Source organism: Nonomuraea sp. NPDC001636, assembly GCF_040298265.1.
GTDB lineage: Bacteria > Actinomycetota > Actinomycetes > Streptosporangiales > Streptosporangiaceae > Nonomuraea.
This window is the reverse complement of the sequence record NZ_JBEOZT010000013.1, coordinates 46,991-72,661: the sequence shown is the minus strand read 5'-3', so window position 1 is coordinate 72,661 and position 25,671 is coordinate 46,991. Positions and strand designations below refer to the sequence as shown.

Genomic DNA, 25,671 nt, shown 5'->3' with positions numbered 1-25,671 from the left:
GATGGTGCCGGAGAGCTGCCCCTTCGGGCTGGGCAAACGGTTTATCGTGGAGAAGTCGCGCAACCGAAAAGAGGCAGAAATATGCCCGAATTTGACTGGAATCCCGAACCGGCGGCCACTCCTCGCAGCGAACACACGGGCATCCGAATAGCCAGGGCGCGGAATCTGCGTGGATTCACGCAAGAAGGCCTGGCCATGCGGGCGAACGTCTCCCGCAGCCTGCTCGCCAAAGTGGAGACGGGCGCGAAGCCCGCCACTCCCTCTCTGGTCGCCGCCGTCGCGAGAGCATGCGCCGTAGATCCGGCGGAGATCAACGGCCAGCCATATCGGGGCAACGACAAGAACAGCGATGCCGTACACGCGACCATTCCGGCAATTCGTATGGCCTTGGCGTATGTGGATATCGCTCCCGAGCTCGACGCGCCTCCTCGGACGCTGGACGAGTTGCGGAGCGAGATAACCGAGTTGCGGAGGCTCCAGAAGGCCGCTTCGCATGTCCGTCTCGGCGCTCGCCTGCCCGCCGTCCTGGAGGAGCTGGCCGTCCACGCCATGGAGACGGACGCGGCGCGGGCATGGCGCATGCTCAACCGCGCCCAAGCCTTGGCCGGGTCGCTGGCGCGCCGCCTGGGCTACAACGATCTCGCTCAGGTCATCGTCGAGCGAACCTCCGTCTCCGCGCAGCACGCCGACGACGAGCACCTTCCCAGCCTCGTCTCGCTCGGCAGGGCGAGGTTGCTCATGACGCTCGGGGCGTGGGACGTCTCCCTCAACATGATCAAGAAGACGGCCGGCAAGATCGACCAGAGTAACCCGGCCTCCACCGAGGTCTTCGGTTCCCTGCATCTCAGCGCCGCCATCGCTGCCGCAAGAGCAGGTAAGGCGTCGGACGCCTGGGACCACCACGGCACGGCTACGGACGCTGCGGCCCGGATCAATCCTCGGGACCACCGCGACCCCTACGGACTGGAGATGAACCCCCAGAACGCCGCCATCCACGGTTGCGCGGTCGCCGTCGAACTGGGGGACGCCGACGAAGCGATCAAGCTGGATCGCGAAATGGATCTGGGGCCGAAGGGCGTCGGCGGTGAACGCCGGGCGCATCACGATCTCGACATGTCTCGCGTCCACCTGTGGGGCAGCGACCATGACAGATCCCTCAATCGAATCCTGCACGCCGAACGCGTCGCTCCGCAGATGACCCGGTTCCACCCCTCGGCCAGGGAGACCGTCCGGCAACTCCAGCGCCATTACCGGAAGCCTCCGGACTCGTTGCGCCTGCTGGCGGAGCGCATGGGCGTATAGACGTCAGCTTGTCAAGGGGGTCAGTGTGCACAGGTCGTGCACACTGACCCCCTTCCCTGTTTCTACGGTCGCCGTGGTGCGAGAGCCACGACGACCTTGGAGGACGGGTGAAACGGCGTACGACGTCAACCGGCGACACGAACCGAAGTGATGGCCAGCCGCCGAAGAGATCCCGGAGCTGGGATTCCGACCAGAGGCACGCCGCGTGGGAACTGGACCGCTCAGAACCCAGGTGGGTCGTGTTCTACGGGCCGTACACCCGGCGTTTCTACGCCATCGCCGCCTGGCCTTCCCCGTCCCCGCTCGTCCTGGACGCCGAGGGGACCACAGAACTGCGCCAGCTCATGCGTGAGGCGGACGTCGCGCCTGAGCTCGCCCAAGGTCTGAGGACGGCGTGAATGGCCGAAGCTTGTGGCGGATGCCGGGATGCCGCGTCGTGATCTCCAGCATGGAGCACAGTCCGATGACGACACGGGTGTTCGGATCGCTGATGACCGGTCGCACGGGCGTAGTGATTTGCGTCATGCGTGACGGCCGCTTCGCCCTCGTCCGACTCGACGGGCCGAAGCCTGATCTGCCGCAGGGGATAAGACGCTGGATGATCCACTGGGATGACCTCACCGAGCTTTCCCGGCCGTACGGCGAGTCAGGGCTCAGGAAACGCGACCTGGAAGGGCGATCGCATCATCCAGGTGTGCCCTAATCGCCTTAGAGGGCGCTCCATAACATGCACGATGCTCTCTGTAAAGTAAGGTGCGGCTCTCCAGGTAGATGTACCTTACTTACCCCTTGCGGTTCCCTGCGAGAAATGTCGGAGACGCCACTTACTCTCGCACCATGGTTTCCGTCCGGTCCCACTTGCGGCGTCTCAGGAGCGGCAAGATCGTTCGGGTTAGAGCCCACACGCGACGCGGTTCCGCCGCTGCCGCTCCCGCACCTGCCGCCGGTTCCGACGCCGGCTGGTCTGGTGTGCTCTCACTGGTGCTGTTGTTGCTTGTCCTCGGGTTGCTGTCCGGCGGAGTCGCGGCCTTTCTGAACTCATCGCCGGTGGCCTCCGAGACGAACAAGAAGTCACAGTCGGCAACCTCTAGGCCGTCCAAGCTCCCAGTGGGTCCTGAAGGAAGGCTGGCCGCGCAGCTTCGTGACGCGCGCGAGAAGATCGGCCTTTCGCAGAAAGAGGCCGGCGCCCAGGCGGGGATCGCTCAAGCGACGATCAACGACATCGAGCGTGCGCTGGCCGTTCCGAGCGCCCAAAGCCTGGAGGCGCTTTCCTCCGTCTACAAGCTCTCGTTCGACGAGTGGACGATGCTAGAGATCACCCGCTCAGAGATTCACTAGCAGATCGACAGGTGGTGCGGTGGGCCAGGGCTGAGGAACGAAGTCCTGGACCGTCGATCGCCCCCGGCCCGGACCGCAGGTCAGCCCGGTTCTGGCGATCGTGAGGGAGATCCGAAGTAGGGCGTCTCGGCCTTACGCCTGACTGCGGGCGGCTTGGCCGCTCCCGCCGGGACCGGCCCCCAGGCCGCACGCCCGGCGGGGAGGGCGGCCGTCCTGCCGCCCGCGCGGCGGCGCGCAGCGCCGACGCCTTGAACCTGTAGAGAAAGTTGTCGCCGTCGAGGCCCTTGCCGATCAGGAATGGACTCACGCGCTCGGCTCGGTAGCGGCAAAGGTGCAGCTCAGACGATTGACGAAGCTTGATCAAGCAGCTAGAGCGAGCCTGCCCCTCATGCTGCATGAAGTGAAGTGCTTGTTGTAGTGGTTCTGCATCGACACGAACCGCGTCCAGCCGTTGGCCTCGGCGACGTGCTGGGCCTTGGCGAACTGCCAGGCCCACATCGTGGACGCGCCGATGTAGCGGGCCCGGCCCGACCTGACCACCTCGTGCAGCGCCTCCATGGTCTCCTCGATGGGCGTCTCGTCGTCCCACCGGTGGATCTGGTACAGGTCCACGTAGTCGGTGCCGAGCCGGGCGAGCGAGGCGTCGACGGCCGCGAGGATGTGCTTGCGCGACAGCCCGCCGTCGTTGGCGCCCCTGCCCATCGGGAAGTAGACCTTGGTGGCCAGCACGTAGTCCTCGCGGCGGGGGAAGATCCGGCGCAGCACGGCGCCGGTGACGACCTCGCTCTGGCCGCGGCTGTAGATGTCGGCGGTGTCGAAGAAGGTCACGCCCGCGTCGGCGGCCCGCCGGATGATCGGCTCGGCCTGTTCCTCCGGCAACGCCCATTCCTGGCGGGCCGGATCGCCGTAGCTCATCATCCCCAAACAGATGCGAGAAACTTTCATACCCGTGGTGCCAAGTCGCATGTAATCCATACCGACACCCTATGACTGATATGAACTGCCTAACCTCTTGTGGGGTGGGAAGTCAGCGTGTCCGGAAGCGGCCTCGGTCTTTACACAAGGTCGCCGTGTCAGGTCGATTAGAGGAACGAGGGAACGGTGAGCGCACTCGCCACGCGTACTGTCCCGTCACGTCAACCGCACACCGGGGGTGAGGTGGACGCCACACACCGTGGCCCGGCGCCTCGATTACGTTCCAAGGCGCACGTCCTGACGTCGCCCGGCTGGGCCGGCGGGCTCGGCCTGGTGGCCGGCGGCGTCGGGCTGGTGATCCCGGTGCAGGCCGGGCTGGCCGGGGCGGGGCTGGTGGTGGAGGGGTCGGTGGCGCTGGCCGTCCTGCTCACGCTGCACGTCAGGTTCGTCCTGGAGGAGCCCGTGCGGCGCGCCGGCTCGTGGTGGCTGGTGGCCGTCCAGGCGTGGCTGACGTACGTGCCGCTCGGGGTGCTCGGGCCGGCCTGGACGCCGGTGTGCGGGCTGCTGGCCGGCGCGCTGCTCGTGGTCGCGTCCCGGATCAGGTCGCTCGTGCTGGTGGCGCTGGCGCTGTCGTGCGGGCCGGTGCTGCTGGCCGCGCCGGGCTCCTGGCGGATCGAGCCGGTGTGGGCGCTGGTCACCCCCTTGATCGGCGTCGTGGAGTTCGCGCTGCTGAGCCTGCTGGCCCGGGTGCGAAGGCTGTCCGGGGCCCGTACCGACGTCATGCGCCAGGCCGTGACGCTGGAGCGCCGCCGCTTCACCCGTGACCTGCACGACCTGGTCGGGCACCGGCTGACCGTCCTGACGCTGAAGGCGCAGCTCGTCCAGCGCCTGGTGGCCGAGGGGGACGAGAAGGCCCGGCAGGAGGTGGGCGAGACGCTCGCACTGCTGCGGGACCTGTCGGCCGACGTCCGGGCCGTCGCGCACGGCCGGCTGCGCAGCTCCTCGCTGGCGGCCGAGCTGGGCTCGGCGCGGGCGCTGCTGGAGTCGGCGCGGGTGCGCTGCCAGATCAGGGTGGCCTGCCGTGACCTGCACCCCGACGTGGAGGAGGCCCTCACGCACGCACTGCGCGAGGGGGTGACGAACGTGCTGCGGCACGCCGAGGCCGGGCAGTGCTGGATCCAGCTCATGGAACGCGACAATGTGGTCCGCCTGTCGATCAGGAACGACGGCGTGCGCCCGCCGCGCCGGCCGGGAGACGCCGGTCAGGGCCTGCTCAACCTGGCCGAACGGGTCTCGGCGCTGGGCGGCTGGCTGGAGGCGTCCACGTCGCGCGACGGGGAATTCTCGTTCAGCGTTTATGCCCCGCACAGATAATTACCATTTGTGAAAAACGCATCAAAGCGCATTCCATAGCCATATATGGCTTATGTTGCGTGTTACTAGTCCGGCCCGGCGCGGGTGCGGCAAGCTCTGAGCACACCGCCTCGGAGGGCCGCGCCAAATGGACAAGTACGAGCTCTACTGCCTTGTGGACCAGTGTTTCTACGACACTCCCGACCACAGCACGGCGGCGGACGTCGACTTCGCCCAGCTGCGCCGGCCTGTCCCCGACGGCTGGGCCCACGACCTCAGCGACACCTGGGCGTACTACATGCCCACCGGCGAGGCGCCCCTGCCGACCCAGGGCTGGAAGATCCACGTGTCGGCCCGCGTCGAGGACGCCGAGAGGGTCGTCGACACCGTGTGGGACTACTGCGTGCCCCGCGGGGTCGCCTTCAAGTTCCTGCGCGGCCCGGCGGTGCTGGTCATGGTCAACTCCAAGGCCGCCTCCCGGGCCTCCAGCGGCAAGCTGGTCACCATCTACCCCCGGGACGAGGGGCAGCTCGAACTCGTCCTCAAGGAGCTCGACGAGCTGCTGCGCGGCGTCGAGGGGCCGTACATCCTGAGCGACCTGCGCTACGGCGACGGGCCGATGTTCGTCCGGTACGGCGGGTTCGCCGAGCGGCACTGCCTGTCCCCGTCCGGGGAGCGGGTGCTGGCCGTCGAGGACGGCGACGGCAAGCTGATCCCCGACGTGCGCGGCGCGACGTTCTCGGTGCCGCCCTGGACGACGCTGCCCGAGTTCCTCGAACCCCACCTGGCCGCGCGCAACGCGGTGACCATGGAGGGGCTGCCGTACCGGATCGAGAGCGTGCTGCACTTCTCCAACGGCGGCGGCGTCTACCTGGCCCGCGACACCCGTACCGACGAACGGGTGGTGCTCAAGGAGGGCAGGCCGCACGCCGGCCTCGACGTGGCCGGCCGGGACGCGGTGGCCAGGCTCGAACACGAGCGCGACATGCTGCGCCGCCTGGCCGGCCTGCCCGCCGCCCCCGAGCTGCGCGACTACTTCACCATCGGCGGCCACCACTTCCTCGTCCAGGAGTTCGTGGACGGCACCCCGCTCCAGCGGCGGCTGGTGCGCCGCTTCCCGCTGACCAGCGCCACCTGCGACGAGCAGGACCTCGCCGACTACACCGCCTGGGCCACCACGACCCTGCAGAGCGTCGAGGAGGCCGTCGAGTCGCTGCACGGACGCGGCGTCGTCTTCGGCGACCTGCACCCCGACAACATCCTGCTCACCCAGGACGGCCGGGTCGTGCTCATCGACTACGAGGTCGCCACCCTGGCCGCGGACCGGGCCAGGGCCGCGCTGGCCCATCCCGCCTTCGCCGCCCCGCGCGACCGCCACGGCGTCGAGGTCGACCGGTACGCGCTGGCCTGCCTGCGCTTCGCCCTGTTCGCCCCGCAGTGCACGATCATGCTGCCGATCCACCGGCCGAAGATCGTCCAGCTCGCGCGGATCGTCAAGGAGACCTTCCCCGTCCCCGGCGCCTTCATGGACGCCGCCGCCGCGACCATCGCGGGTGACCAGGCCGTGGAGACCCCCGTGCCGCCGCCGGGGACGGCCACCTGGGCCGAGCTGCGGGAGGCGATGTGCCGGGCCATCCGGGCCAGCGCGACCCCCGGGCGCGACGACCGCCTCTTCCCCGGCGACGTCGCCCAGTTCAAGCCCGGCGGCGGCCTCAACGTGGCGACCGGCGCGGCCGGCGTGCTGCTCGCCCTGTCGGCCACCGGCCTCGGGCCCTTCCCCGAGTACGAGACCTGGCTGCGCGAGCGCGCCCTGCGCCCGGCCGCCGGCTCCGGCATCGGCCTGTACGACGGCCTGCACGGCATCGCCCACGTCCTCGACCGGCTCGGACACCGCCAGGACGCGCTCGACGTCGTCGACATCGCCCTGCGCGAGCAGTGGGACCGCCTGGAGACGGCCCTGTTCTCCGGCCTGCCCGGCATCGGGCTGAACCTCCTGCGCCTCGGCCGGACCGAGCCCGCCCTGACCGGGCACGCCATGCGCGCGGTGGACATCTGCGCCGACCGCCTCGGCGGCCCCGAGGACGTGCCCGAGATCAGCGGCGGCGACAATCCCAGAGCCGGCCTCATGTACGGCTCGTCCGGCTCCGCCCTGCTCTTCCTGCACGCCTACGAGCACACCGGCGACCGGGCGCTGCTCGACCTGGCCGAGATCGCGCTCAGGCAGGACCTGCGGCGCTGCCGGGCCTCGGAGGACGGCTCCCTCCAGGTGAACCAGGGCTGGCGGATGCTGCCCTACCTGGACGAGGGCTCCGTGGGCATCGCCATGGTGCTCGCACGCTTTCTCGCGCACCGCGACGACGACGAGCTCGCCGCCGAGCTGGACCGGCTCAAGCTGGTCGCCCGCGCCGGGTTCTTCGTCCAGCCGGGGCTGTTCACCGGCCGCGCGGGCATCATCGCGGCACTCGCCGGGGATCCGGCGGCCCGCGAGCTGATCAAGGGGTTGCGCTGGCACGCCATGCCGTGCGGCGGCGGCCTGGCCTTCCCCGGCGACGGGCTGTTGCGCCTGTCCATGGATTTCGCGACCGGTACGGCCGGCGTGCTGTTCGCCCTCGGGGCGGTGCTGGGAGACCAGCCGGCACGCCTGCCGTTCCTGGAGGCCGCACCGGAGCGGCCTGCGCCTGATCAACCGCGGAAGGAGGTGTAGAACATGGTTCTTCTCGACCTGCAGGGTCTGGAGGCTCCCGCGGCCAGCGACGTGGCCAGCGGCGGCAGCTCGCTCACTGCTCTCACGTGTCACTCGGGTCACCCGAGCAACCTCAGTGTCGCTCTCTGCCACTGATAGCTGACAGGGGTCCCCGCGCCGTTTCGTGGTGGCGCGGGGACCTCCCGAGTCCGAAGGAGGCCGGCCGGTGGGACCGGGAGACCGCCTGGTGACGGACGCCGTACGGCGCTGCGGCCCGTGGCCCGCCGTGCTGGCGGTCACCGCCGTCGCCGGCGCGGCCGGTGAGCTGGCCGTCCCGTTCCTCGTCGGCCGCACGCTCGACCTGCTCCTCGCCCGCTCGCCGGCGGCCGCCACCGCCCTGGCGCTGTGCGCGGGCGTGGTCGCCGTGGTGGTGCTCTGCGAGAGCCTCGGCGGCTGGGCCAGAGGGGCGAGCAGCGCGTACGCGGCCGCCCGGCTGCGGCTCGGCGTGCTGCGGCACGTGCTCGGCGTCGGCCGGGCCGCCACCCGCCGTTTCCCCGAGGGCGACCTCGTCACCCGGGCCGGGCTGAACGCCGAGGAGGCCGGACGGGCCCCCGAGACGGTCACCGGCGCCCTGGCCCTGCTGGTGCCGACCGTCGGCGCCCTGGTCGCGCTCACCCTCATCCATCCGCTGCTGACCCTCACCCTCGCGGCGGGCATCGTCGTCATCGTGTTCGTCCTGCGGGCCTTCCTGCGCGCCACGACCGTCATCTCCGGCGGCTACCAGGAGGTCCAGGGCGAGATCGCGGGCCGCCTCGTGGACGCCCTCGACGGCGCCCGCACCATCGCCGCCGCCGGGACCGCCGACCAGGAGGCCCGGCGCGTGCTCGCGCCCCTGCCGCGGCTGCGCGCGCACGGCCTGGCCCTGTGGCGCGCGAACGCCTCCGCCGGGGTCCGGGCGGGGCTGATGATCCCGCTGCTGGAGGTCGCCGTGCTGGCCGCCGGGGGGCTCATGCTGGCCGCCGGGCGGCTCACCGTCGGCGACCTGTACGCCGCCGCCCGCTACGCCGCCCTCGGCGCCGCGCTCAGCACCTCGCTCGGTCACGTCGGCGGCCTGGCCAGGGCGCGGGCCGCCGCCGCCCGCGTCGCCGACGTCCTCGCCCTGCCCCCGGTCCGCCACGGCACGCGCGCGCTGCCGCCCGGCCCCGGGACGGTCGAGTTCCGCGACGTCGCCGCCGACGGGCTCACCGTGGGCGACCTGACGATCCCCGGCGGCACGGTCACCGCCGTGGTGGGACGGTCGGGCTCCGGCAAGTCCCTGCTGGCCGCGCTCGCCGGCCGCCTGGCCGACCCCGAACGCGGGGACGTGCTGCTCGACGGCGTCCCGCTGCGCGAGCTGACCCGCGACGGCCTGCGCTCGGCCATCGGCTACGCCTTCGAGCGGCCGGTGCTGGTCGGCGACACCGTCGGCGAGGCGATCAGCGCCGTCCCCGGCTCCCAGGCGGGACGGGAGGCCGCCCTGGCGGCGCGCGCCGACGGATTCGTCCGCCGGCTGCCCGCCGGTTACGACACGCCGCTGGCCGAGACGCCCATGTCCGGCGGCGAACGGCAGCGGCTCGGCCTGGCCAGGGCGTTCGCGCGCGGAGATCGGCTGCTGGTGCTCGACGACGCCACCTCCAGCCTGGACACCGTCACCGAACGCGAGGTCAGCCGGGCGCTCACCGGCGACCCCAGGGGCCGCACCCGCCTGATCACCGCCCACCGGCTGGCCACCGCCGCCCGCGCCGACCAGGTCGTCTGGCTGGAGGAGGGCCGGGTGCGCGCCGCCGGACCCCACGACGTGCTGTGGCGCGACCCCGCCTACCGGGCCGTCTTCCAGGAGGCCCGCCCATGACCTCCGCCCCCGGTGTTCCCGAAGCCTCCGGCGTCCCCGCGGCTCCCGGTGTTCCCGAAGCCTCCGGCGTTCCCGCGGCTCCCGGCGTTCCCGCGGTCGCCGGCGCGCCGGCCGGGTTCCGGCGGGCGCTCATGCGCGATCCGCGGCGGCTGGTCGCCATCCTGCTCTGGTCGGTGCTCGAGGCCGCGCCCGCCTTCCTGGTCGGGCACGCCGTCGCCCGCGCCATCGAGGACGGCTTCGCCCGCGCCCGGCCGCTGACCGGGCTGGCCTGGCTGGCGGCGCTCGGCCTGGCGTGGCTGGTCTCGGCCGCCGGCGCCCGCCAGGTCGTGCTGGCCGTGGCCGCCGTCGCCGAGCCGTTCCGCGACGACCTCCTGACGCGGGTGGTGCAGGGAGCGCTGCGCCGCCCGCTCGACGAGCGGCCCGACAGCGCGGCCACCGCGCGGGCCGGGCTCCAGGTCGAGCTGGCCAGGGACGCCTTCGCCGCCGTCGTCACCACGGTCAGGGGGTTCGCGTTCACGCTGGTCAGCGTGGTGCTGGGGCTGCTGACGCTGGCGCCGGGCACGCTCGTGCTGGTGCTGCCGCCGTTCGCGGCCGGGCTGGCGTTCTTCCTGGCCTCGCTGCCCGCGCTGGCCCGGCGGCAGCGCGCGTTCCTGCTGGCCGACGAGGAGCTGGCCCGGTCGATGACCGCGACGGCCGCCGGGCTGCGCGACATCGAGGCGTGCGGCCTGCAGGACCGCGAGGACGAGCGGCTGGCCCGCCAGGTCGGCGTGCAGCGCGACGCCGCCCGCGCCCTGGCCGGGGTGACCTCGGTGCGCACCGCCGCGCTGGCCGTCGGCGGCTGGCTGCCCGTCGTCCTGCTGCTCGCCGGCACGCCCTGGCTGCTCGACGGCGGCGCCCGGCCCGGCGTGATCGTCGGCGCGCTGGCCTACGTCACCCAGTCGCTGGCCCCCGCGCTCGGCGGGCTCGTCCAAGGGCTCGGGGTGAGCGGCGTGCGGCTGGTGGCCACGCTGCGCCGGATCGCCGCCGCCGCGCCGGCCCGGCCGCCGTCCCCGCCCAAGGTCCGTCTGTCCGGCGGCGAGGTCACGCTGCGGGCGGTCACCTTCGCCTACGGCCCGCACTCGGCGCCGGTCCTGGACCGCCTGGACCTGACCGTCCCCGAGGGCGACCACCTGGCCGTCGTCGGCCCGAGCGGCGCGGGCAAGTCGACGCTCGCCGCCCTGCTCAGCGGCATCCTGCGGCCCGGCGAGGGGGAGGTGCTGGTCGGCGGCGTGCCCGCCGACCGCGCCGACCCCGCCGCCCGCGTGCTCATCCCCCAGGAGGCGTACGTCTTCCGCGGCACGCTGCGCGACAACCTCGCCTACCTCGCGCCCGGGTCCGGCCGCCTGGACGAGGCCGTGGCCGCCCTGGGCGCCACCGACCTGGTCGAGAGCCTGGGCGGGTACGACGCCACGCTGGACCCGGCGGCGCTGTCGGCCGGGCAGCGCCAGCTCCTCGCCCTCGTCCGCGCCCACCTGACCGACGCCCCGCTGGTCATCCTGGACGAGGCCACCTGTCACCTGGACCCCGCCGCCGAAGCCCTGGCCGAGAACGCCTTCGCGGCCAGGGGCGGCACGCTCGTCGTGGTCGCGCACCGCCTCACCTCCGCGCTGCGCGCCCGCCGCGTCCTGCTCATGGACGGACCCCGGATCACGATCGGCACGCACGACGAGCTGATCCGGGTCTCGCCCCTGTACGCCGACCTGGCCGGCCACTGGCAACCGGAGCCCGTGTCATGACATTTGCAGACGAGTACCCGCCCGCCGAACGTCAACCGGTCACCGACCGCCTCCACGGGCGCGACATCCCCGACCCGTACCGCTGGCTGGAGGACCCTCTCGACCCGCGGACCGCGGAGTGGCTGGCCGCGCAGGAGCAGCTGTGGCGGGAGGCCGCCGCGCGCCTGCCGGACCGCGAGCGCTTCCTGGCCAGGCTCACCGAGCTGAGCGTCACCGGCCTGGTCACCCCGCCCGTGTGGCGCGGCGGCCGGCGCTTCCACCTGCGGCAGACCGGCTGCCAGGAGCACCCGGTCCTGTACTGCGACGACCGGCCCTTCCTGAACCCGGCCGACCGCGACCCCACCGGCCTGACCACCCTGGACGACTGGCAGCCCGACCCGCAGGGCCGCCTGGTCGCCTACCAGATCTCGCGCAGCGGCGACGAGAAGGCCGACCTGTACGTCGAGGAGGTCGACACCGGCAAGCTCGTGGACGGCCCCATCGGCGGCTGCCGCTACTCGCCGGTCGCCTGGCTGCCCGGCGGCGAGGGCTTCTACTACGTGCGCTTCCACGAGGGCGTGCACCTGCACCGGCTCGGCGTCCCCGACGACGTGCCCGTCCTGACCGGCGGCCCGGTCTCGTACGGCGTGCAGCTCAGCGCGGACGGCCGCTGGCTGACGATCTCCGCGGGCGGCACGGCCGGCAACTCGCTCTGGCTGGCGGACCTGGCCGGCGGCGACCCGGCCCGGCCGCGGCTGCGGGTCGTCCAGGAGGGGACGCACGTGCGCACGGCGGGCGCGGTGGCCTCCGACGGCCGCCTGTACCTGCTCACCGACCGCAACGCCCCCCGGCGCCGGCTGTGCGTGGCCGACCCGGCCGAGCCCGAGGTGTGGCGCGAGCTGGTCCCCGAGGACCCGCGGGCGGTGCTCGGCGCGTTCACCCTCCTGGACGGCGACCGCCTGCTGGTCTCCAGGACCCGCCACGCGATCGGCGAGATCGCCGTGCACGACGCCAGGACGGGGGAGCGGCTGGGCGAGGTGCCCCTGCCCGGCAGCGGCTCGATCGCCTCGCTCAGCTCCCGGCCCGAGGGCGGCCACGAGGCCTGGTTCACCTACACCGACGCCGTCACCCCCGCCGAGATCTGGCGCTACGACGCCCGCACCGGCGCCGCCACCCTGTGGGCCGCCCCGCCCGGCCGGGTCGCGCTGCCCGACGTGCGGAGCCACCACGTCGAGTACACCTCGGCCGACGGCACCCCCGTGCGCATGGTCGTGGTCGCGCTGTCCTCCGGCTCGGGCCCCCGCCCGGCGATACTCAACGGGTACGGCGGCTTCGGCATCCCCCTCATGCCCGGCTACGCGGCCGACTCGCTGGCCTGGGTGGAGTCGGGCGGCGTGCTGGCCATCGCCAACCTGCGCGGCGGCGGCGAGGAGGGCGAGTCCTGGCACCGCGACGGCATGCTGGAACGCAAGCAGAACGTCTTCGACGACTTCGTCGCCGCGGCCGAGAAACTGGTCGCCGACGGCTGGACGACCCCGGAGCAGCTCGGCATCTGGGGCGAGTCGAACGGCGGCCTGCTCGTCGGCGCGGCCCTCACCCAGCGCCCCGACCTGTTCGCCGCCGCCGTCTGCTCGGCCGGGCTGCTGGACATGGCCCGCTACCACCTCAGCGGCCTCGGCCCGTCCTGGACCGGCGAGTACGGCGACCCCGCCGACCCCGACCACCTGGCCTGGCTGATGGCCTACTCGCCCTACCACCACGTCCGGCCGGACGCCGAGTACCCGGCGACGCTGTTCACGGTCTCGGCCGCCGACACCCGGGTGGACCCGATGCACGCCCGCAAGATGTGCGCGGCCATGCAGTGGGCCCAGCGGGCCCAGCGGGACGGACTGCGTCCCGTCCTGCTGCGCCACGAGCGCGACGTCGGCCACGGCGCCCGCGCCGTCAGCCGGTCCATCGCGCTCGCCGCCGACGTCCTGGCCTTCCTGGCCGCCCACACCCGTCCCTGAGCGGGCGGGGGGCGGGCGGGGGCGTGCGGGGGTGGCGGAGGGAGGTCAGATCCAGCCGGACTCGCGGGCGATGCGGATGGCGTCGATGCGGCTGCGCGCGCCCAGCTTGGACGTCGTCCGGCACAGGTAGTTCCGGACCGTTCCCTCGGCCAGGAACAGCGACGCGGCGATCTCCCCGATGGAGGCGCCGTCGGCCGCCGCGCCGATCACGTCCAGCTCGCGGGGGGTGAGCGGCGGCTCCGGCGGGCGCATGGCCGCGATGGCCAGCTCCGAGTCGATGACCCGCTCGCCGTCGGCGACCCGGCGGATGGCGTCGGCCAGCCGCTCCGGCGGCGCGTCCTTGGCCATGAACCCCCGTACGTGCACCTCCAGCGCCTGCTTCAGCAGCCCTGGGGTGCCGACGCCGGTCAGGATCAGCACGCCGCAGCCGGGCAGCTTGTCGTGCAGTTCGCCGGCGGCGGCGAGCCCGTCCATGCCCGGCAGGGCGATGTCGAGCACCGCCACGTCCGGACGGCACGACTGGGCGGCGGCCAGGATGCGGTCGCCCCGCTCGACCTCGGCGACGACCTCGATGTCCTCCTCGTAGGCCAGCAGCGCCACGAGCGCCCCTCGTACCAGGTTCATGTCCTCAGCGAGCAACGTTCGAATCACCATGGGGTCCTTGCGGTCGACCAGGCTTGCAACGTCTGCGGGCCACTCAATCCTGACGTAAAGCCCGCACTGTGGAAAGTCCTCCTAAGTGACGGTAAAGCCGCCGCCGGACAAGTGAACGCTCATTTGGGGAATGCTCATGGCCATGAAGCCTCGAGTGAAGCCCCTGCCTCCCGCGGAATGGGACGACTTTCAGCAGGCGAACCCCCAGAACGTGTTCACGACGCTGGGCCGGCACCCCGCGCTCTACCAGGGCTGGCTGCGCTTCGGCGGCGCGCTGCTCAACGGCACGCTGCCGGCCCGCGACCGCGAGCTGGCCATCCTGCGCACCGCCTTCCACAGCCGCAGCGCCTACGAATGGGTCCATCACGCCCGCATCGCCCGCGAGGTCGGCCTGACCGACGTCGAGATCGAGTCGGTCCGCCAGCTCGACGCCCTCTGGCCGGTCGAGGACCGCCTGGTGTTACAGGTGGCCGACGACCTCCACTACGCGGGCGACCTCACCGACGCCACCTGGGCGGCCCTGTGCGACCGCTACGACGAGGTGCGCAGGATCGAGCTGGTCGTCCTCGTCGCGCACTACGCCATGCTGGCGCTGGTGCTCAGGACGTTCGGCGTGCAGCTGGAGGAGTGAGCTCCCCTCACTCGTCCGTACGCGGCCCTCACGCGCCCGCCCGCGGCAGGATCATCGTCACGCCCGGGACCGAGCCGATCGAGGCCAGCGCCTTGCCCGCGTCGGCCAGGCCGATCGTCCGGGTGACGAGCTGGTCGGGGTGCAGGATCCCGGCCCTGATCAGCTCCAGCATGGGCGGGTAGGCGTGCGCGGCCATGCCGTGGCTGCCCAGCAGCCGCAGCTCGTGGCCGATCACGCGGTCCATCGGCACCGGCGTCGGGCCGCCCGGCAGCAGGCCGACCTGGACGTGCCGCCCCTGCCTGCGCAGGCTCTCGACCGAGGCCGCGCACGTGCGGGGGCTGCCCAGCGCGTCGAGCGAGACGTGCGCGCCGCCCCTGGTCAGCTCCCTGACCTGGGCCGCCGCGTCGCCGGCCGAGCCGTTGACGAAGTGCGTGGCCCCGGCCAACTCGGCCAGTTCCAGCGCGTCGGCGCTGATGTCCACGGCCACCACCCGCGCCCCGGACGCCACCGCGATCATCACGGCCGACAGCCCGACCCCGCCGCAGCCGTGCACCGCCACCCACTCTCCCGGACGCACCTCGCCCACCTGGACGACCGCCCGGAAGGCGGTGGCGAAGCGGCAGCCGAGCCCGGCGGCGGTGGCGTAGGCCATCTCCTCGGGGATCGGGACGAGGTTGACGTCGGCGTGGTCGACGGCGACGTACTCGGCGAAGGAGCCCCAGTGGGTGAAGCCCGGCTGGGTCTGCCGCTCGCACACCTGCTGCTCGCCCGTGGCGCAGGCCGCGCAGGTGCCGCAGGCGCAGATGAACGGCACGGTCACCCGCGCCCCCGGGAGCCAGCCGCGCACGTCGGGGCCCACGGCCTCGATCACGCCCGCCAGCTCGTGGCCGGGCACGTGGGGGAGGACCTTGATGTCGGGGTCGTGCCCCTGCCAGCCGTGCCAGTCGGAGCGGCACAGCCCGGTCGCCTCGACCCGGATCACCGCCCCGCCGGGCGCGGGGGTGGGATCGGGCAGCTCGCGCACGTCGAGCTCCCCGCCGAAGACGTCAAAGGCAACCGCTCGCATCTCATGAGCTTAGAGTGAGTCGCCGCAGGTCGCGCAAGGCCCGGTGGGAGGGCGAGCCGGGTTCGGTGGTGTAGAGCACCAGCCGCAGGTCGTCGCGGTCGGGCACCGGGAGCACCTGGCAGACGGCGTCGATCGTGCCGACGACCGGATGGGTGACCTGTTTGCGCTGCTCCCTGCGCACCTCCACCTCGTGCCGGGCCCACAGCTCGGCGAACTCGGGGCTGAGCGCCAGCATCTCGGCCACCAGCGCCTGCAGCGCCCGGTCGTCGGGGTAGCGGCCGGCGGCCACCCGCAGGTCGGCGACCGAGGCGCGGGCGAAGCGGCTCTTCTCCTCGTCCGACAGGTGCTCGGCGATGCCGGGCGACCTGAACACCCAGCGGATCACGTTGCGCCCGTCGGGCGGCAGGGAGTCCAGGTCGCCCATGAGCAGGCCGGCGAGGGGGTTCCAGGCGCGCAGGTCGTAGCGGGCGTCCAGGACGTAGGCGGGGACGTCCTCCAGGAAGGCGAGCAGGTGCAGGATGCCCGCGGGCACGTCCTCCCTGATCCGGGGCGTCTCCAGCACCTGGCCGGCCAGCCGGAACAGGTGGGCGCGCTCGTCCTGGTCCAGCATGAGCGCCCGGCCGAGAGCGCCGAGCACCTGCCGCGACGGGTGCGGGCCCCGGCCCTGCTCCAGCCGGATGTAGTAGTCGATCGACATTCCGGCGAGCTGGGCCACCTCCTGGCGGCGCAGGCCGGGCGTGCGACGGCGTCCGCCGCCGGGCAGGCCCACGTCGGACGGGGTGACGCGGGCGCGCCTGCTGCGCAGGAAGCCGGCCAGTTCGCGCTGATGGGCACCTCCGTCAAGGTGAACGCCGCCAACCCGGGCTACTGCGCCACCGACCTCAACGCCCACACCGGCTTCCGCACCGCCGAGCAGGGCGCGGCCATCGCCGTACGGCTGGCCACCCTGGACGCAGACGGCCCGACCGGCGCCTACCTGGAGGACGCGGGACCGATCGGCTGGTGAGGTGTGGACACTTGCGTACTGGACAGAAGGGGGCGATGGGACGAGATCTGGACAAAGAGCGGTTCTCCGAGGCGGAGTACGCGCGCTTCGGAGAACGCATCCGGGAGCAGCTCGGCACTCTTCGCGAGCTGCTCGAAACCCCTGGCTTCGGCCAGGGGCCGGCCACCATCGGGGCCGAACTGGAGCTGTTCCTCATTGACGGGCAAGGACGGCCGCTGCCGCGCAACGACGAGGTGCGGGACAAGCTCGACGACCCGCGCGTCGTGCTCGAACTGGGCCGCTTCAACATCGAGGTCAACCTCACCCCGATGCCCCTGGCCGGCGCGCCCTTCGAGCGTATGGGGGCCGAGATCCAGGAGACCGTGACCAAGGTGGACGCCGCCGTGGAGGACGGCGGCGCGCTGCCGATCGGCATCCTGCCCACGCTGGCCGCCGAGGACTTCACCATCGGCGCGATGAGCGACCAGAACCGCTACCGGGCCATGAGCAGGGGCATCAGGCGGCTGCGGCTGGAACCGTTCCTCGTCAAGATCGAGGACCTGGAGCTGTCGGTGGAGGACGTGATCCTGGAAAGCGCCAACACCTCCTGGCAGGTGCACATCCGCACCCCGCCCGACCGCTTCGCCCGGCTGTTCAACGCCGCCCAGCTCGCCATCGGGCCGGTGCTGGCCGCGTGCGGCAACTCGCCGTTCTTCCTGGGCAGGCAGTTGTGGGCGGAGACGCGGATCGCGCTGATGGAGGAGGCGGCCGACGACCGCGACGTGGAGCGGCGCGGGCGCCGGGACGGGCGGGTCACGTTCGGCTCGGACTGGGTGCGGGAGGGCGCGCACGAGCTGTTCGAGCGGTACGTCCAGGACTACGAGCCGATCGTGCCCGACCTGTCCGACGACGCCGCGCCGCACGAGGTGCCCGAGCTGCGGCTGCACCAGGGCACGATCTGGCAGTGGAACCGGCCCGTCTACGACCCGGCCGACGGCGGCCACCTGCGGGTCGAGATGCGCGCGCTACCCGCCGGGCCCTCGTGCGCGGACATGACCGCGAACACGGCGTTCCTGCTGGGGCTGACGTTGTCGCAGGCCGAGCGGGACCTGACCGGCTACCGGTTCGCCGAGGCGTACCAGAACTTCTACCGCGCCGCCCAGGACGGGCTGGAGGCCAAGCTGACCTGGCCGGGGCTGGACGGCGAATTCGAGGCCGCCGACCTGGTGCTCAGGCTGCTGCCCGAGGCGCGGGCGGCGCTGCTGGCGGCCGGGGTGACCCCGCACGACGCCGACACCGCGCTGGACGTCATCGCCCAGCGCACCCGGCTGCGGCGCACCGGCGCGGTCTGGCAGCGCGAGGCGCTGGCGCGCTTCGGCGGCGACCGGGAACGGCTCGTGCGCCGCTACCGCGAGCTGGCCCTGTCGGGCCTGCCGGTGCACCTGTGGGACTGAACTGGGACTGAACGCCAACAAATGCCGTCGCGCGTCCGTCAAACTACTCCGAGAGACGGACGGAGTGAGGCAGATATGGCGGCGACGGGGATGGTACCGGCCGACAAGGCGCCCTACGCGTTAACGCGGGCCACGGGGACGCTGGCCACGGGGGCGGCGAAGCTGGCCGGGGAGATCGGCGCGACCGGGGTCGAGGCCCTGCTGGCCCACGCCAACAGGACCGCCGTCCACAAGGGCGCGACGGCGGCGCTGGGCTCGATGCGGCCCAGGCCGGCGGACTGGTACGCCTTCGACGCGAAAGACCAGGACACGGTCGACTGGTACCCGCAGGGCGTGACCTGCGGCGAGGAGTCCGGCGCCATCGGCGTGCCGGTGCTGCTGGTGAGCTGGTACTTCAAGCCGGCGGCGGGCGAGCGGGGGATCAGGGTGTCGTTCCTGAGCCCCCGGACCCTGAAGTACCAGCACGCGCTGCTGGTCGAGGCCAGGCCCGACGGCTCGTACGGGCCGATCGACGTGCACGCGGGCGGCCTGGCCTGCCACGGCGACCTGCTCTACGTCGCCGACACCTACAACGGCCTGCGCGTCTTCGATCTGGGCAACCTGCTCGACCTGCGCACCGCCCAGCCCGACCTGGGCGACCCCGCGCGCATCGGGCGCTCCGGCGGCAGGTTCCACGCCTTCGGCTACCGGTACCTGCTCCCGCAGACCGACTGCTGGAAGCTCGCGCGCGGCGGGCCGCACTTCTCGTTCCTGTCGGTCGACCGCAGCGGCGGCACGCCCGCGCTGGTGGCGGGCGAGTACCGGGAGAACGACCCCGGCGGGTGGGTCGCCCGCTGGAACCTGCCGCTGACCGACGGCACCCCCAAGGACGCCTTCGTCATGGGCCACCCCAAGATCCAGGGCGCGGTCTCGTGGGGCGGCAAGTGGTACCTGAGCCAGGCGGCCGACGCCGCCACCAACGGCAAGCTGCTCGTCCACAGCGGCGACAAGCTGCTGACCAGGCCCTACCCGATCGGGCCCGAGGACCTGACGGTGCGCGGCGGCAAGGTGTGGAGCGTCACCGAGTTCCGGAACAAGCGCATCGTCTTCGGCGTCGAGCTCTGATCCAGGCGGGCTCAGCCCTCCATGTGCGCGCGCAGGACCTCGCGGTAGCGGCGGTCGAAGGCGTCGTAGCGGGCCCGCAGGGCGGCTCCCGGCCAGCTCGCGGGCAGCAGCTCGGCGGGCAGCAGCGGGTCGGCCAGCAGGTGGCGCAGCACGGCGGCCGAGACCAGGAAGCCCTCGGCCAGCCCGTCGGCCCGGTCGAGCGCCCGCTCCAGCCGGCCCGCCTCGGCCGCCCAGCCGTCGAGGTCCCACAGCAGCGGGGTGGGGTCGCCGTGCGGGCGGCCGTCGATCAACGTGCACTGCGCGGTGACGGTCTCGGGCCACTCGCGCACCAGGTTGGCCGGACGCAGCCAGGTGCCCTCGCGCAGCTCGCCCATGCGCAGCGCGGACATCGTGTGCCGGAAGGCGGCCCGGTCGGCCGGGGCGCGCCGCTCGGCGGTGACCACCGCCACCTCCCACGTGCCGTCCCACGGCCTGGTGTGCGGGTCGCGGCTCTCGTCCTGCCGGGCCTGGCGCTCGACGAGCCGCTCGGACAGCGTGTAGCGGCCGCCCTGCTGCGTCAGGTCGCCGGCCGCCACCATGCGCGACAGCGCCACCCGGACCGTGCCCTCGGCGATGCCGAACAGCGCGCCGATGCGCACCAGGTGGCGGGCGGGCAGGCGGGGCGGGTGGCTGCCGAGCAGTGCGCTCAGCACCGCCGACCGGGCGCTGAGTGAGGTGTTACGGTCTTCCATCGCGTGTTGATTATATGTAACACTCGCGAGTATGGGCCGGTATCTCATCGAACCTTTCGACCACAGCGACCGCTACGCCACCGAGCGCTACCAGGGGGCGGCCGGGCGCAACTGGTGGACCTGCGACCCCACGCTGCGCCTGCTCATGCGGCGCCACCTCGGCGACGGCTTCGCCTGGGCCGAGCCCCACCTCGAACGGCTCGGCGCACTGATGGGCGGCCTGGTCGCCGAATGCGCCGAGGAGACCGACCGCAACCCGCCCCGCCTGGAGAAGTACGACAAGTGGGGCAGGGACGTCAGCCGGGTCGTCATGCCGCCGTCCTTCCAGGCCGCGCGCGCGGCGCTCATGGAGGACAACTTCACCTCGCCGTCGTTCGCCGAGGAGGCACGGGCGAACGGGGCGGACCCGGCCGCGCTGGCGGCGGCCTGGACGTACCTGCTCGACCAGGCCGACATCGGGATGGGCTGCGCACTCGGCACCGGCGGGGACATGGTGGTCTCGCTGGCCGAGAAGCACGCGCCGCCGGACGTGCGCGACCGGGTCCGGGAGATCTTCGCCGACGGCTACTACTCCGGCGAGGCCGCCCAGATGTTCACCGAACGCACCGGCGGCTCCGACCTGGCCGCCCTGGAGGCGTGGGCCGAGCCCGACGGGGAGGCGTGGCGGCTGACCGGGTTCAAGTGGTTCGCCTCCAACGCCAACGGCTCGGCGTTCGTGGTGCTCGCCCGCACGCCGGACGGGTCGGTGGCGCCGTTCCTGGCGTTGTGGGAGCGGCGCGACGGCTCGCGCAACGGGGTGCGCATCCGGCGGCTGAAGGACAAGCTGGGCACCCGCTCGGTCGCCTCGGCCGAGGTCGAGTTCACCGACGCCGAGGCGTTCCTGCTGGCCGGGCGGGGCTCCGGCTCCGGGCTCGGCACGATGATGAAGCTCACCAACGCCTCCCGGCTGGGCGTGGCCATGATGGGCGTCGGCGTGGCCAGGCGGGCCCTGGTCGAGTCGATCTGCTACGCGCGCTCCCGCGAGGCGTTCGGCCGCCCGCTCATCGACCAGCCGCTGATGCGCCGCAAGCTGGCCGAGCTGATCGTCGAGGTCGAGGCGGCCCAGGCGATGGTGTTCGACGGCCTGGTCGGCCCCCGGCTGCGGCTCGGGCCCGCGCTGATCAAGCTGCGCGCCGCCCGGCTCGGCCTGACGGCGGCCAGCGACGCGATCGAGGTGCACGGCGGCAACGGCTACATCGAGCAGTGGCCGGTGGCCAGGCTGCTGCGCGACGCCCAGGTCAACCCCATCTGGGAGGGCGGCGACAACATCCTGTGCCTGGACGTGCGCCGCGCCATGCTCCGCGAGGAGGCCCACGTGCCGTTCCTGGCCCGCCTGCGCGCCCTGGCCACCTCCGACCTGGTGCACGCGCGGATCGACGACCTGTCCAAGGCCGTCGCGGCCTGGCACGGGCTCGACCCGGCGCTCGCCGAGGAACGCCTCTACCCGCTGGCCCAGTTCATGGCCGACGTCTACGCCGCCGCCCTGCTGGAGGACCAGGCCGGCTGGGGCCTCGACGACGGGCGCAAGGCCCTGGTCGCCCGCCTGTACGCCGAGGCGCACCTGGCCGAGCGCGGCCCGCTGCGCGGCATCGACGCCCCCGCCGCCGACCACTTCGACGCGTTGCTGGCCGGGGCCCTCGCCTGAGGGTACGCTCGGCAGGTTTCCCGGAGGAGGGTCGCATGACCGTACGCGTCGAGCGCGAGGGGCCCGTCACCACCGTCGTGATCAGCAGGCCGCAGGCGCGCAACGCGGTGGACAGGAAGACCGCCGACGCGCTCACGGACGCGTTCGCCGGCTTCGAGCGCTCCGACGCGGCCGTGGCGGTGTTGTGGGGCGAGGGCGGCACGTTCTGCGCAGGGGCCGACCTCAAGGCGCTGGACAACCACGTCGGCGAGGACGGCGACGGCCCCATGGGGCCCACCAGGATGCGCCTGTCCAAGCCGGTGATCGCGGCCGTCGCCGGGCACGCCGTGGCCGGCGGGCTGGAGCTGGCCCTCTGGTGCGACCTGCGGGTGGCCGAGGAGGACGCGGTGTTCGGCGTCTTCTGCCGCCGCTGGGGCGTGCCGCTGATCGACGGCGGCACGGTGCGGCTGCCCCGGCTCGTCGGCGCCTCCCGCGCCATGGACATGATCCTCACCGGGCGCGCGGTGAGCGCCCCGGAGGCCCGTGACATGGGCCTGGTCAACCGCCTGGTGCCCACCGGCACGGCCCGGCGGCACGCCGAGGAGCTGGCCGCGCGGATCGCCGCGTTCCCGCAGGCGTGCCTGCGCGGCGACCGCATGTCGCTGCTGGAGCAGCACGGCCTGCCCGAGGACGAGGCCATGCGCAACGAGCTGCGCCACGGCCTGGTCGCGCTGCCGGACGCCGCGGAGGGCGCCGCCAGGTTCGCCGCCGGCGCCGGCCGCCACGGCGACCCCGCCTAGCACGGCACCGGCGGGCGTCGCCTGGCCGGGCGCGGCCTTTTCGAGACGTGCCGGCTAGCCGGGTGGCTGGTCGGCGGCGTCGATCGCGCGCTGGTAGCGGCTCGTCAGCGTGCGCAGCGCGGCCACCAGCTCCGGCGAGTCCTCGACCGTGAAGTCCGCGCCGAGCAGGCCCAGGTGGAGGGCGAGCATCTCCGGATGGTCCGAGCCCGGCTCGAACACGCACCGGTCCTCGCCCAGCGGCCGCACGTCCACCGGGATCGGCAGCCGGTCGCGCACGTGCGAGGCGGGCGCGTGCACGATCACCCGCGCCCGGTAGCGCCAGGTCGCCTCGCCGGCCCCGCGGGCCACCCGCGCCGTGATCTCGTGGTCGGGCGGCAGCTCGCGGGGCGTGAAGCGCGGCCCCGCGGGCGTCCGCGGCTCGATCCGGTCGACCCGGAAGGTGCGCCAGGCGTCCCGGTCGAGGTCCCAGGCCACCAGGTACCAGCGCCGCCGGTCGTGCACCAGGCGGTACGGCTCCACCGAACGCGTGGTGGCCGCCCCGGAATGCGCCCGGTAGTCGAACCGCAGCCGCTCATGGTCGCGGCACGCGCTCGCGATCACGGTCAGCACGTCGGGATCCACCTGCGCGCCGCGCGACGGCATCGGCAGCGCGTACGACTGGAAGGCGCTCACCCGGTGACGCAGCCGCGCCGGCAGCACCTGCTGCAGCTTGGCCAGCGCCCGCATCGAGGTCTCCTCGATCCCGGCGATCGAGCCGCTCGCGGCGGTGCGCAGGCCGATCGCGACCGCCACCGCCTCGTCGTCGTCCAGCAGCAGCGGCGGCAGGGCGCCGTCCGAGCCGAGCCGGTAGCCGCCGGCCACGCCCGGCCGCGCGTCGACCGGGTAGCCGAGCGCGCGCAACCGGCCGACGTCGTTGCGGACGGTGCGGGTGGTGACGCCGAGCCGGGCGGCCAGCTCGGTGCTCGTCCAGTCGCGCCTGGCCTGGAACAGGGACAGCAGGCGCAGCAGCCGCGCCGAGGTTTCCAGCATTCTTCGATCCTGACGACAATCTAGGAACGATCCTTTCCGCGAATGTTCCTAGTCTTCTCCGCATGAGCGCAAGAGCACTCATGGCCGAGCCGTTCACAAGGAGAAGCGCCGTGCGCGACGAGATCCAGCCCTTCCGCGTCGAGATCCCCCAGGCCGACGTGGACCACCTGCACGACCGGCTCGCCCACGCCCGCTGGCCCGGCGAGCTGCCCGGCGTCGGATGGACCCGCGGCATGCCGCTCGGCCACCTGAAGGAGCTCGCCGGGTACTGGCGCACGCGGTACGACTGGCGCGCCCAGGAGGCCCGGCTCAACCGGTTCCCGCAGTTCACCACCGAGATCGACGGCCAGCGCATCCACTTCCTGCACGTCAGGTCCGACCGGCCCGACGCCAGGCCGCTGCTGATCACCCACGGCTACCCGAGCTCCGTCGCCGAGTTCCTGCACCTGATCGAGCCGCTGGTCGACCCGGACGAGGGCCCGGCCTTCCACGTCGTCGCGCCGTCGCTGCCCGGCTACGCCTTCTCCACGCCGCTGGGCGGGACCGGCTGGTCGATGGGGCGCACCGCCCGCGCCTGGGCCGAGCTGATGGGCCGCCTCGGCTACGAGCGGTACGGCGTGCACGGCGGCGACGTCGGCGCGGGCGTGTCCGGCCTGGTCGCCGGCCTCGACGGCGAGCACGTCGTCGGCGTGCACGTGGTGACCGATCCGTTCACCGCCGCGAGCGTCGCCACCTTCATGCCGGGGATGGCCGACCGGCTCGACGCCGACGACCCGGTCGACAAGCTGATCCTGAGCCGGATGGACGCCTTCCAGCAGGACGGCTCCGGCTACCTGGCGATCCAGAACAGCCGGCCGCAGACCATCGGCTACGGCCTGGCCGACTCGCCGCTGCTGCAGCTCGCCTGGATCGCCGAGAAGGTCCACGAATGGACCGACCTGCCGGTCGACCGCGACCAGCTGCTCACCACCGTCAGCCTGTACTGGTTCACCGGCTCCGGCGCCTCCGCCGCGCACACCCTGTACGAGCAGGCCCACTCCGCCGACTGGGGCGCGCCGCCCGCCGTGCCGCAGGGGTTCGCGGTCTTCGGCGCCGACGAGACCGTGCGCCGGCTGGTGCCCGCGCCGGCCGGCGCCCACTGGAGCGAGTTCGAGCGCGGCAGGCACTTCCCCGCGATGGAGGCCCCCGCCCTGCTGGCGGCCGACCTGCGGGCCTTCTTCGGGCCGCTGCGATGAGCGACGTGCTGAGCCGGCGTCGACTCAACCGGGCCACGCTGGCCCGCCAGTACCTGCTGAAACGCGCGCCGGGCCGGGCGATCGACGCGATCGAGCATCTGGGCGGCATGCAGTCCCAGGCGCCGCTGGCCCCGTACGTGGGGTTGTGGACCCGTCTGCGGGGCTTCGCGCCGGGGGAGCTGTCGGAGCTGACCGAGCAGCGCCAGGTGGTGCGGCTGCACCTGATGCGCAACACCGTGCACCTCGTCAGCGCGCGCGACTGCCTGGGCTGGCGCGCGCTGTTCCGCCCGCTGCACGCCGCCGGCTTCCGCGCGCACTGCCGCCACGGCCTCGGCGACGCGGACCGGGAGGCGCTGCTCGAACAGGCCGGGCGGCTGCTGGCGGAGCGGCCGCGCACCCGCGGCGAGCTGGGCAGGCTGCTCGCGCGGAGCCGGCCGGGCGCCGACCCGAGCGCGCTGGCCTACGCGGTCACGCATCACCTCGCGCTGTGCCAGGTGCCGCCGCGGGGCGTCTGGGGCGGCACCGGACCGGCCGCGTGGGCGCCGGTGGAGAGCTGGCTGGGCGCGCCGCTGCGCCCGGTGCCGGTGGACGCGCTGGTGCTGCGCTATCTCGGCGCGTTCGGCCCGGCGAGCGTCGCGGACGTCCAGCTGTGGTCCGGGCTGACCCACCTGCGCGAGGTGGTGGAGCGGCTGCCCCTGCGGGTGCTCCGCGGGGAGGAGCGGCAGGTGCTGTACGACCTGCCCGACGCGCCCCGCCCGGCCGAGGACGTGCCCGCCCCGCCCAGATTCCTCCCCGAATACGACAATCTGCTGCTGTCACACAAGGACCGGACCCGGGTGATTCCCGGCAACCGCCCCGTCCCGCTCCCCCCGGGCAACGGCGCGACCACCGGCACCTTCCTGGTCGACGGCATGTGGCAGGGCACCTGGCGGATCCGGGACCGGACGCTGCGCATCCGGCCGTTCACCCCGTTGCGCCGTACGGATCGCGACGCCCTGCTGACCGAGGCCGCCCGGTTGTGCGCCTTCCTGGAGCCCCGGGCGACGTGCGACCTGGTCCTCGACGAACCGTAGG

General features: G+C 73.2%; 24 protein-coding genes. 18 read left to right on the top strand and 6 right to left on the bottom strand.

Annotated features, from left to right (window positions below; genetic code table 11):
• The first annotated feature begins 81 nt into the window (after positions 1–81).
• From ABT158_RS24245 to ABT158_RS24230, 4 genes are all read left to right on the top strand, one after another.
• Positions 82–1,302 carry a helix-turn-helix domain-containing protein gene (locus ABT158_RS24245; RefSeq protein ID WP_352356913.1) on the top strand — a complete coding sequence of 407 codons (1,221 nt, stop codon included), beginning with the start codon at positions 82–84 and terminating at the stop codon, positions 1,300–1,302.
• Positions 1,303–1,541: 239 nt separating this feature from the next.
• Positions 1,542–1,700: a hypothetical protein gene (locus tag ABT158_RS24240; RefSeq protein ID WP_352356911.1), complete on the top strand. Its 159-nt coding sequence runs from the start codon at positions 1,542–1,544 to the stop codon at positions 1,698–1,700.
• Positions 1,701–1,765: 65 nt separating this feature from the next.
• The gene (locus ABT158_RS24235; RefSeq protein WP_352356909.1) at positions 1,766–2,005 is read left to right on the top strand and encodes a hypothetical protein; all 240 of its coding nucleotides are present in this window, start codon (positions 1,766–1,768) and stop codon (positions 2,003–2,005) included.
• A gap of 278 nt (positions 2,006–2,283) precedes the next feature.
• Positions 2,284–2,640, top strand: coding sequence for a helix-turn-helix domain-containing protein (locus tag ABT158_RS24230; protein ID WP_352356907.1), 357 nt, complete (start codon positions 2,284–2,286; stop codon positions 2,638–2,640).
• A gap of 360 nt (positions 2,641–3,000) precedes the next feature.
• Here ABT158_RS24230 and ABT158_RS24225 read toward each other — a convergent pair whose 3' ends face one another.
• On the bottom strand, positions 3,001–3,585 hold the full coding sequence (locus ABT158_RS24225; RefSeq protein ID WP_352356905.1) for an aldo/keto reductase: 585 nt from the start codon (positions 3,583–3,585) through the stop codon (positions 3,001–3,003).
• A 213-nt stretch (positions 3,586–3,798) separates the two neighbouring features.
• On the opposite strand from ABT158_RS24225, the gene ABT158_RS24220 reads away from it, so the two are divergent.
• The 6 genes from ABT158_RS24220 to ABT158_RS24195 all read left to right on the top strand — a co-directional run bounded on the left by ABT158_RS24220 (position 3,799) and on the right by ABT158_RS24195 (position 13,245).
• Positions 3,799–4,929 (top strand): sensor histidine kinase, encoded by a 1,131-nt coding sequence (locus ABT158_RS24220; RefSeq protein ID WP_352356903.1) that lies wholly within the window; start codon positions 3,799–3,801, stop codon positions 4,927–4,929.
• Positions 4,930–5,056: 127 nt separating this feature from the next.
• The gene (gene lanKC / locus ABT158_RS24215; protein ID WP_352356901.1) at positions 5,057–7,612 is read left to right on the top strand and encodes a class III lanthionine synthetase LanKC; all 2,556 of its coding nucleotides are present in this window, start codon (positions 5,057–5,059) and stop codon (positions 7,610–7,612) included.
• Positions 7,613–7,615: 3 nt separating this feature from the next.
• Positions 7,616–7,747 carry a SapB/AmfS family lanthipeptide gene (locus ABT158_RS24210; protein WP_352327332.1) on the top strand — a complete coding sequence of 44 codons (132 nt, stop codon included), beginning with the start codon at positions 7,616–7,618 and terminating at the stop codon, positions 7,745–7,747.
• A 70-nt stretch (positions 7,748–7,817) separates the two neighbouring features.
• Positions 7,818–9,482 (top strand): ABC transporter ATP-binding protein, encoded by a 1,665-nt coding sequence (locus ABT158_RS24205; RefSeq protein ID WP_352356899.1) that lies wholly within the window; start codon positions 7,818–7,820, stop codon positions 9,480–9,482.
• Positions 9,479–11,257 (top strand): ATP-binding cassette domain-containing protein, encoded by a 1,779-nt coding sequence (locus ABT158_RS24200; RefSeq protein WP_352356897.1) that lies wholly within the window; start codon positions 9,479–9,481, stop codon positions 11,255–11,257. The genes ABT158_RS24205 and ABT158_RS24200 overlap by 4 nt, the downstream gene beginning before the upstream one ends.
• Complete coding sequence (locus ABT158_RS24195; protein WP_352356895.1) at positions 11,254–13,245, top strand: prolyl oligopeptidase family serine peptidase; 1,992 nt, start codon at positions 11,254–11,256, stop codon at positions 13,243–13,245. Before ABT158_RS24200 ends, ABT158_RS24195 begins: the two co-directional genes overlap by 4 nt.
• A 45-nt stretch (positions 13,246–13,290) precedes the next feature.
• Here the strand turns inward: ABT158_RS24195 and ABT158_RS24190 are convergent, their stop codons facing one another.
• On the bottom strand, positions 13,291–13,896 hold the full coding sequence (locus tag ABT158_RS24190) for a response regulator (RefSeq protein WP_502911565.1): 606 nt from the start codon (positions 13,894–13,896) through the stop codon (positions 13,291–13,293).
• Positions 13,897–14,041: 145 nt separating this feature from the next.
• Between ABT158_RS24190 and ABT158_RS24185 the strand changes: the two genes are divergently transcribed.
• A complete protein-coding gene (locus ABT158_RS24185) occupies positions 14,042–14,530 on the top strand; it encodes a carboxymuconolactone decarboxylase family protein (RefSeq protein ID WP_352356891.1) in 489 nt (162 codons plus the stop codon).
• 28 nt (positions 14,531–14,558) lie between these two features.
• Here the strand turns inward: ABT158_RS24185 and ABT158_RS24180 are convergent, their stop codons facing one another.
• Positions 14,559–15,596, bottom strand: coding sequence for a zinc-dependent alcohol dehydrogenase family protein (locus ABT158_RS24180; protein WP_352356889.1), 1,038 nt, complete (start codon positions 15,594–15,596; stop codon positions 14,559–14,561).
• A 1-nt stretch (position 15,597) separates the two neighbouring features.
• Positions 15,598–16,413, bottom strand: coding sequence for a helix-turn-helix transcriptional regulator (locus tag ABT158_RS24175; RefSeq protein WP_352357194.1), 816 nt, complete (start codon positions 16,411–16,413; stop codon positions 15,598–15,600).
• A 9-nt stretch (positions 16,414–16,422) separates the two neighbouring features.
• On the opposite strand from ABT158_RS24175, the gene ABT158_RS24170 reads away from it, so the two are divergent.
• The 3 genes from ABT158_RS24170 to ABT158_RS24160 all read left to right on the top strand — a co-directional run bounded on the left by ABT158_RS24170 (position 16,423) and on the right by ABT158_RS24160 (position 19,139).
• A complete protein-coding gene (locus ABT158_RS24170) occupies positions 16,423–16,602 on the top strand; it encodes a Rossmann-fold NAD(P)-binding domain-containing protein (protein ID WP_352357206.1) in 180 nt (59 codons plus the stop codon).
• Positions 16,603–16,637: 35 nt separating this feature from the next.
• Entirely contained in the window at positions 16,638–18,035 is a 1,398-nt protein-coding gene (locus ABT158_RS24165) for a glutamate-cysteine ligase family protein (protein WP_352356887.1), read from the top strand.
• 75 nt (positions 18,036–18,110) lie between these two features.
• Positions 18,111–19,139, top strand: coding sequence for a hypothetical protein (locus ABT158_RS24160; protein WP_352356885.1), 1,029 nt, complete (start codon positions 18,111–18,113; stop codon positions 19,137–19,139).
• Positions 19,140–19,150: 11 nt separating this feature from the next.
• Here ABT158_RS24160 and ABT158_RS24155 read toward each other — a convergent pair whose 3' ends face one another.
• Positions 19,151–19,870 (bottom strand): PaaX family transcriptional regulator C-terminal domain-containing protein, encoded by a 720-nt coding sequence (locus ABT158_RS24155; protein ID WP_352356883.1) that lies wholly within the window; start codon positions 19,868–19,870, stop codon positions 19,151–19,153.
• 31 nt (positions 19,871–19,901) lie between these two features.
• Here ABT158_RS24155 and ABT158_RS24150 point away from each other — a divergent pair, with 31 nt between their 5' ends.
• Together ABT158_RS24150 and ABT158_RS24145 are read left to right on the top strand one after the other, a co-directional pair.
• Positions 19,902–21,554: an acyl-CoA dehydrogenase family protein gene (locus ABT158_RS24150; protein WP_352356881.1), complete on the top strand. Its 1,653-nt coding sequence runs from the start codon at positions 19,902–19,904 to the stop codon at positions 21,552–21,554.
• Between the two features lie 35 nt (positions 21,555–21,589).
• Positions 21,590–22,333, top strand: a complete 744-nt coding sequence (locus ABT158_RS24145) for a crotonase/enoyl-CoA hydratase family protein (protein WP_352356879.1) — start codon at positions 21,590–21,592, stop codon at positions 22,331–22,333.
• 54 nt (positions 22,334–22,387) lie between these two features.
• On the opposite strand, the gene ABT158_RS24140 is transcribed toward ABT158_RS24145, so the two are convergent.
• Complete coding sequence (locus tag ABT158_RS24140) at positions 22,388–23,362, bottom strand: helix-turn-helix transcriptional regulator (RefSeq protein ID WP_352356877.1); 975 nt, start codon at positions 23,360–23,362, stop codon at positions 22,388–22,390.
• A 62-nt stretch (positions 23,363–23,424) separates the two neighbouring features.
• On the opposite strand from ABT158_RS24140, the gene ABT158_RS24135 reads away from it, so the two are divergent.
• Positions 23,425–24,597 (top strand): epoxide hydrolase family protein, encoded by a 1,173-nt coding sequence (locus tag ABT158_RS24135; RefSeq protein ID WP_352356875.1) that lies wholly within the window; start codon positions 23,425–23,427, stop codon positions 24,595–24,597.
• Positions 24,594–25,670 carry a winged helix DNA-binding domain-containing protein gene (locus tag ABT158_RS24130; RefSeq protein ID WP_352356873.1) on the top strand — a complete coding sequence of 359 codons (1,077 nt, stop codon included), beginning with the start codon at positions 24,594–24,596 and terminating at the stop codon, positions 25,668–25,670. The genes ABT158_RS24135 and ABT158_RS24130 overlap by 4 nt, the downstream gene beginning before the upstream one ends.
• The last annotated feature ends 1 nt before the right edge of the window (position 25,671 follow it).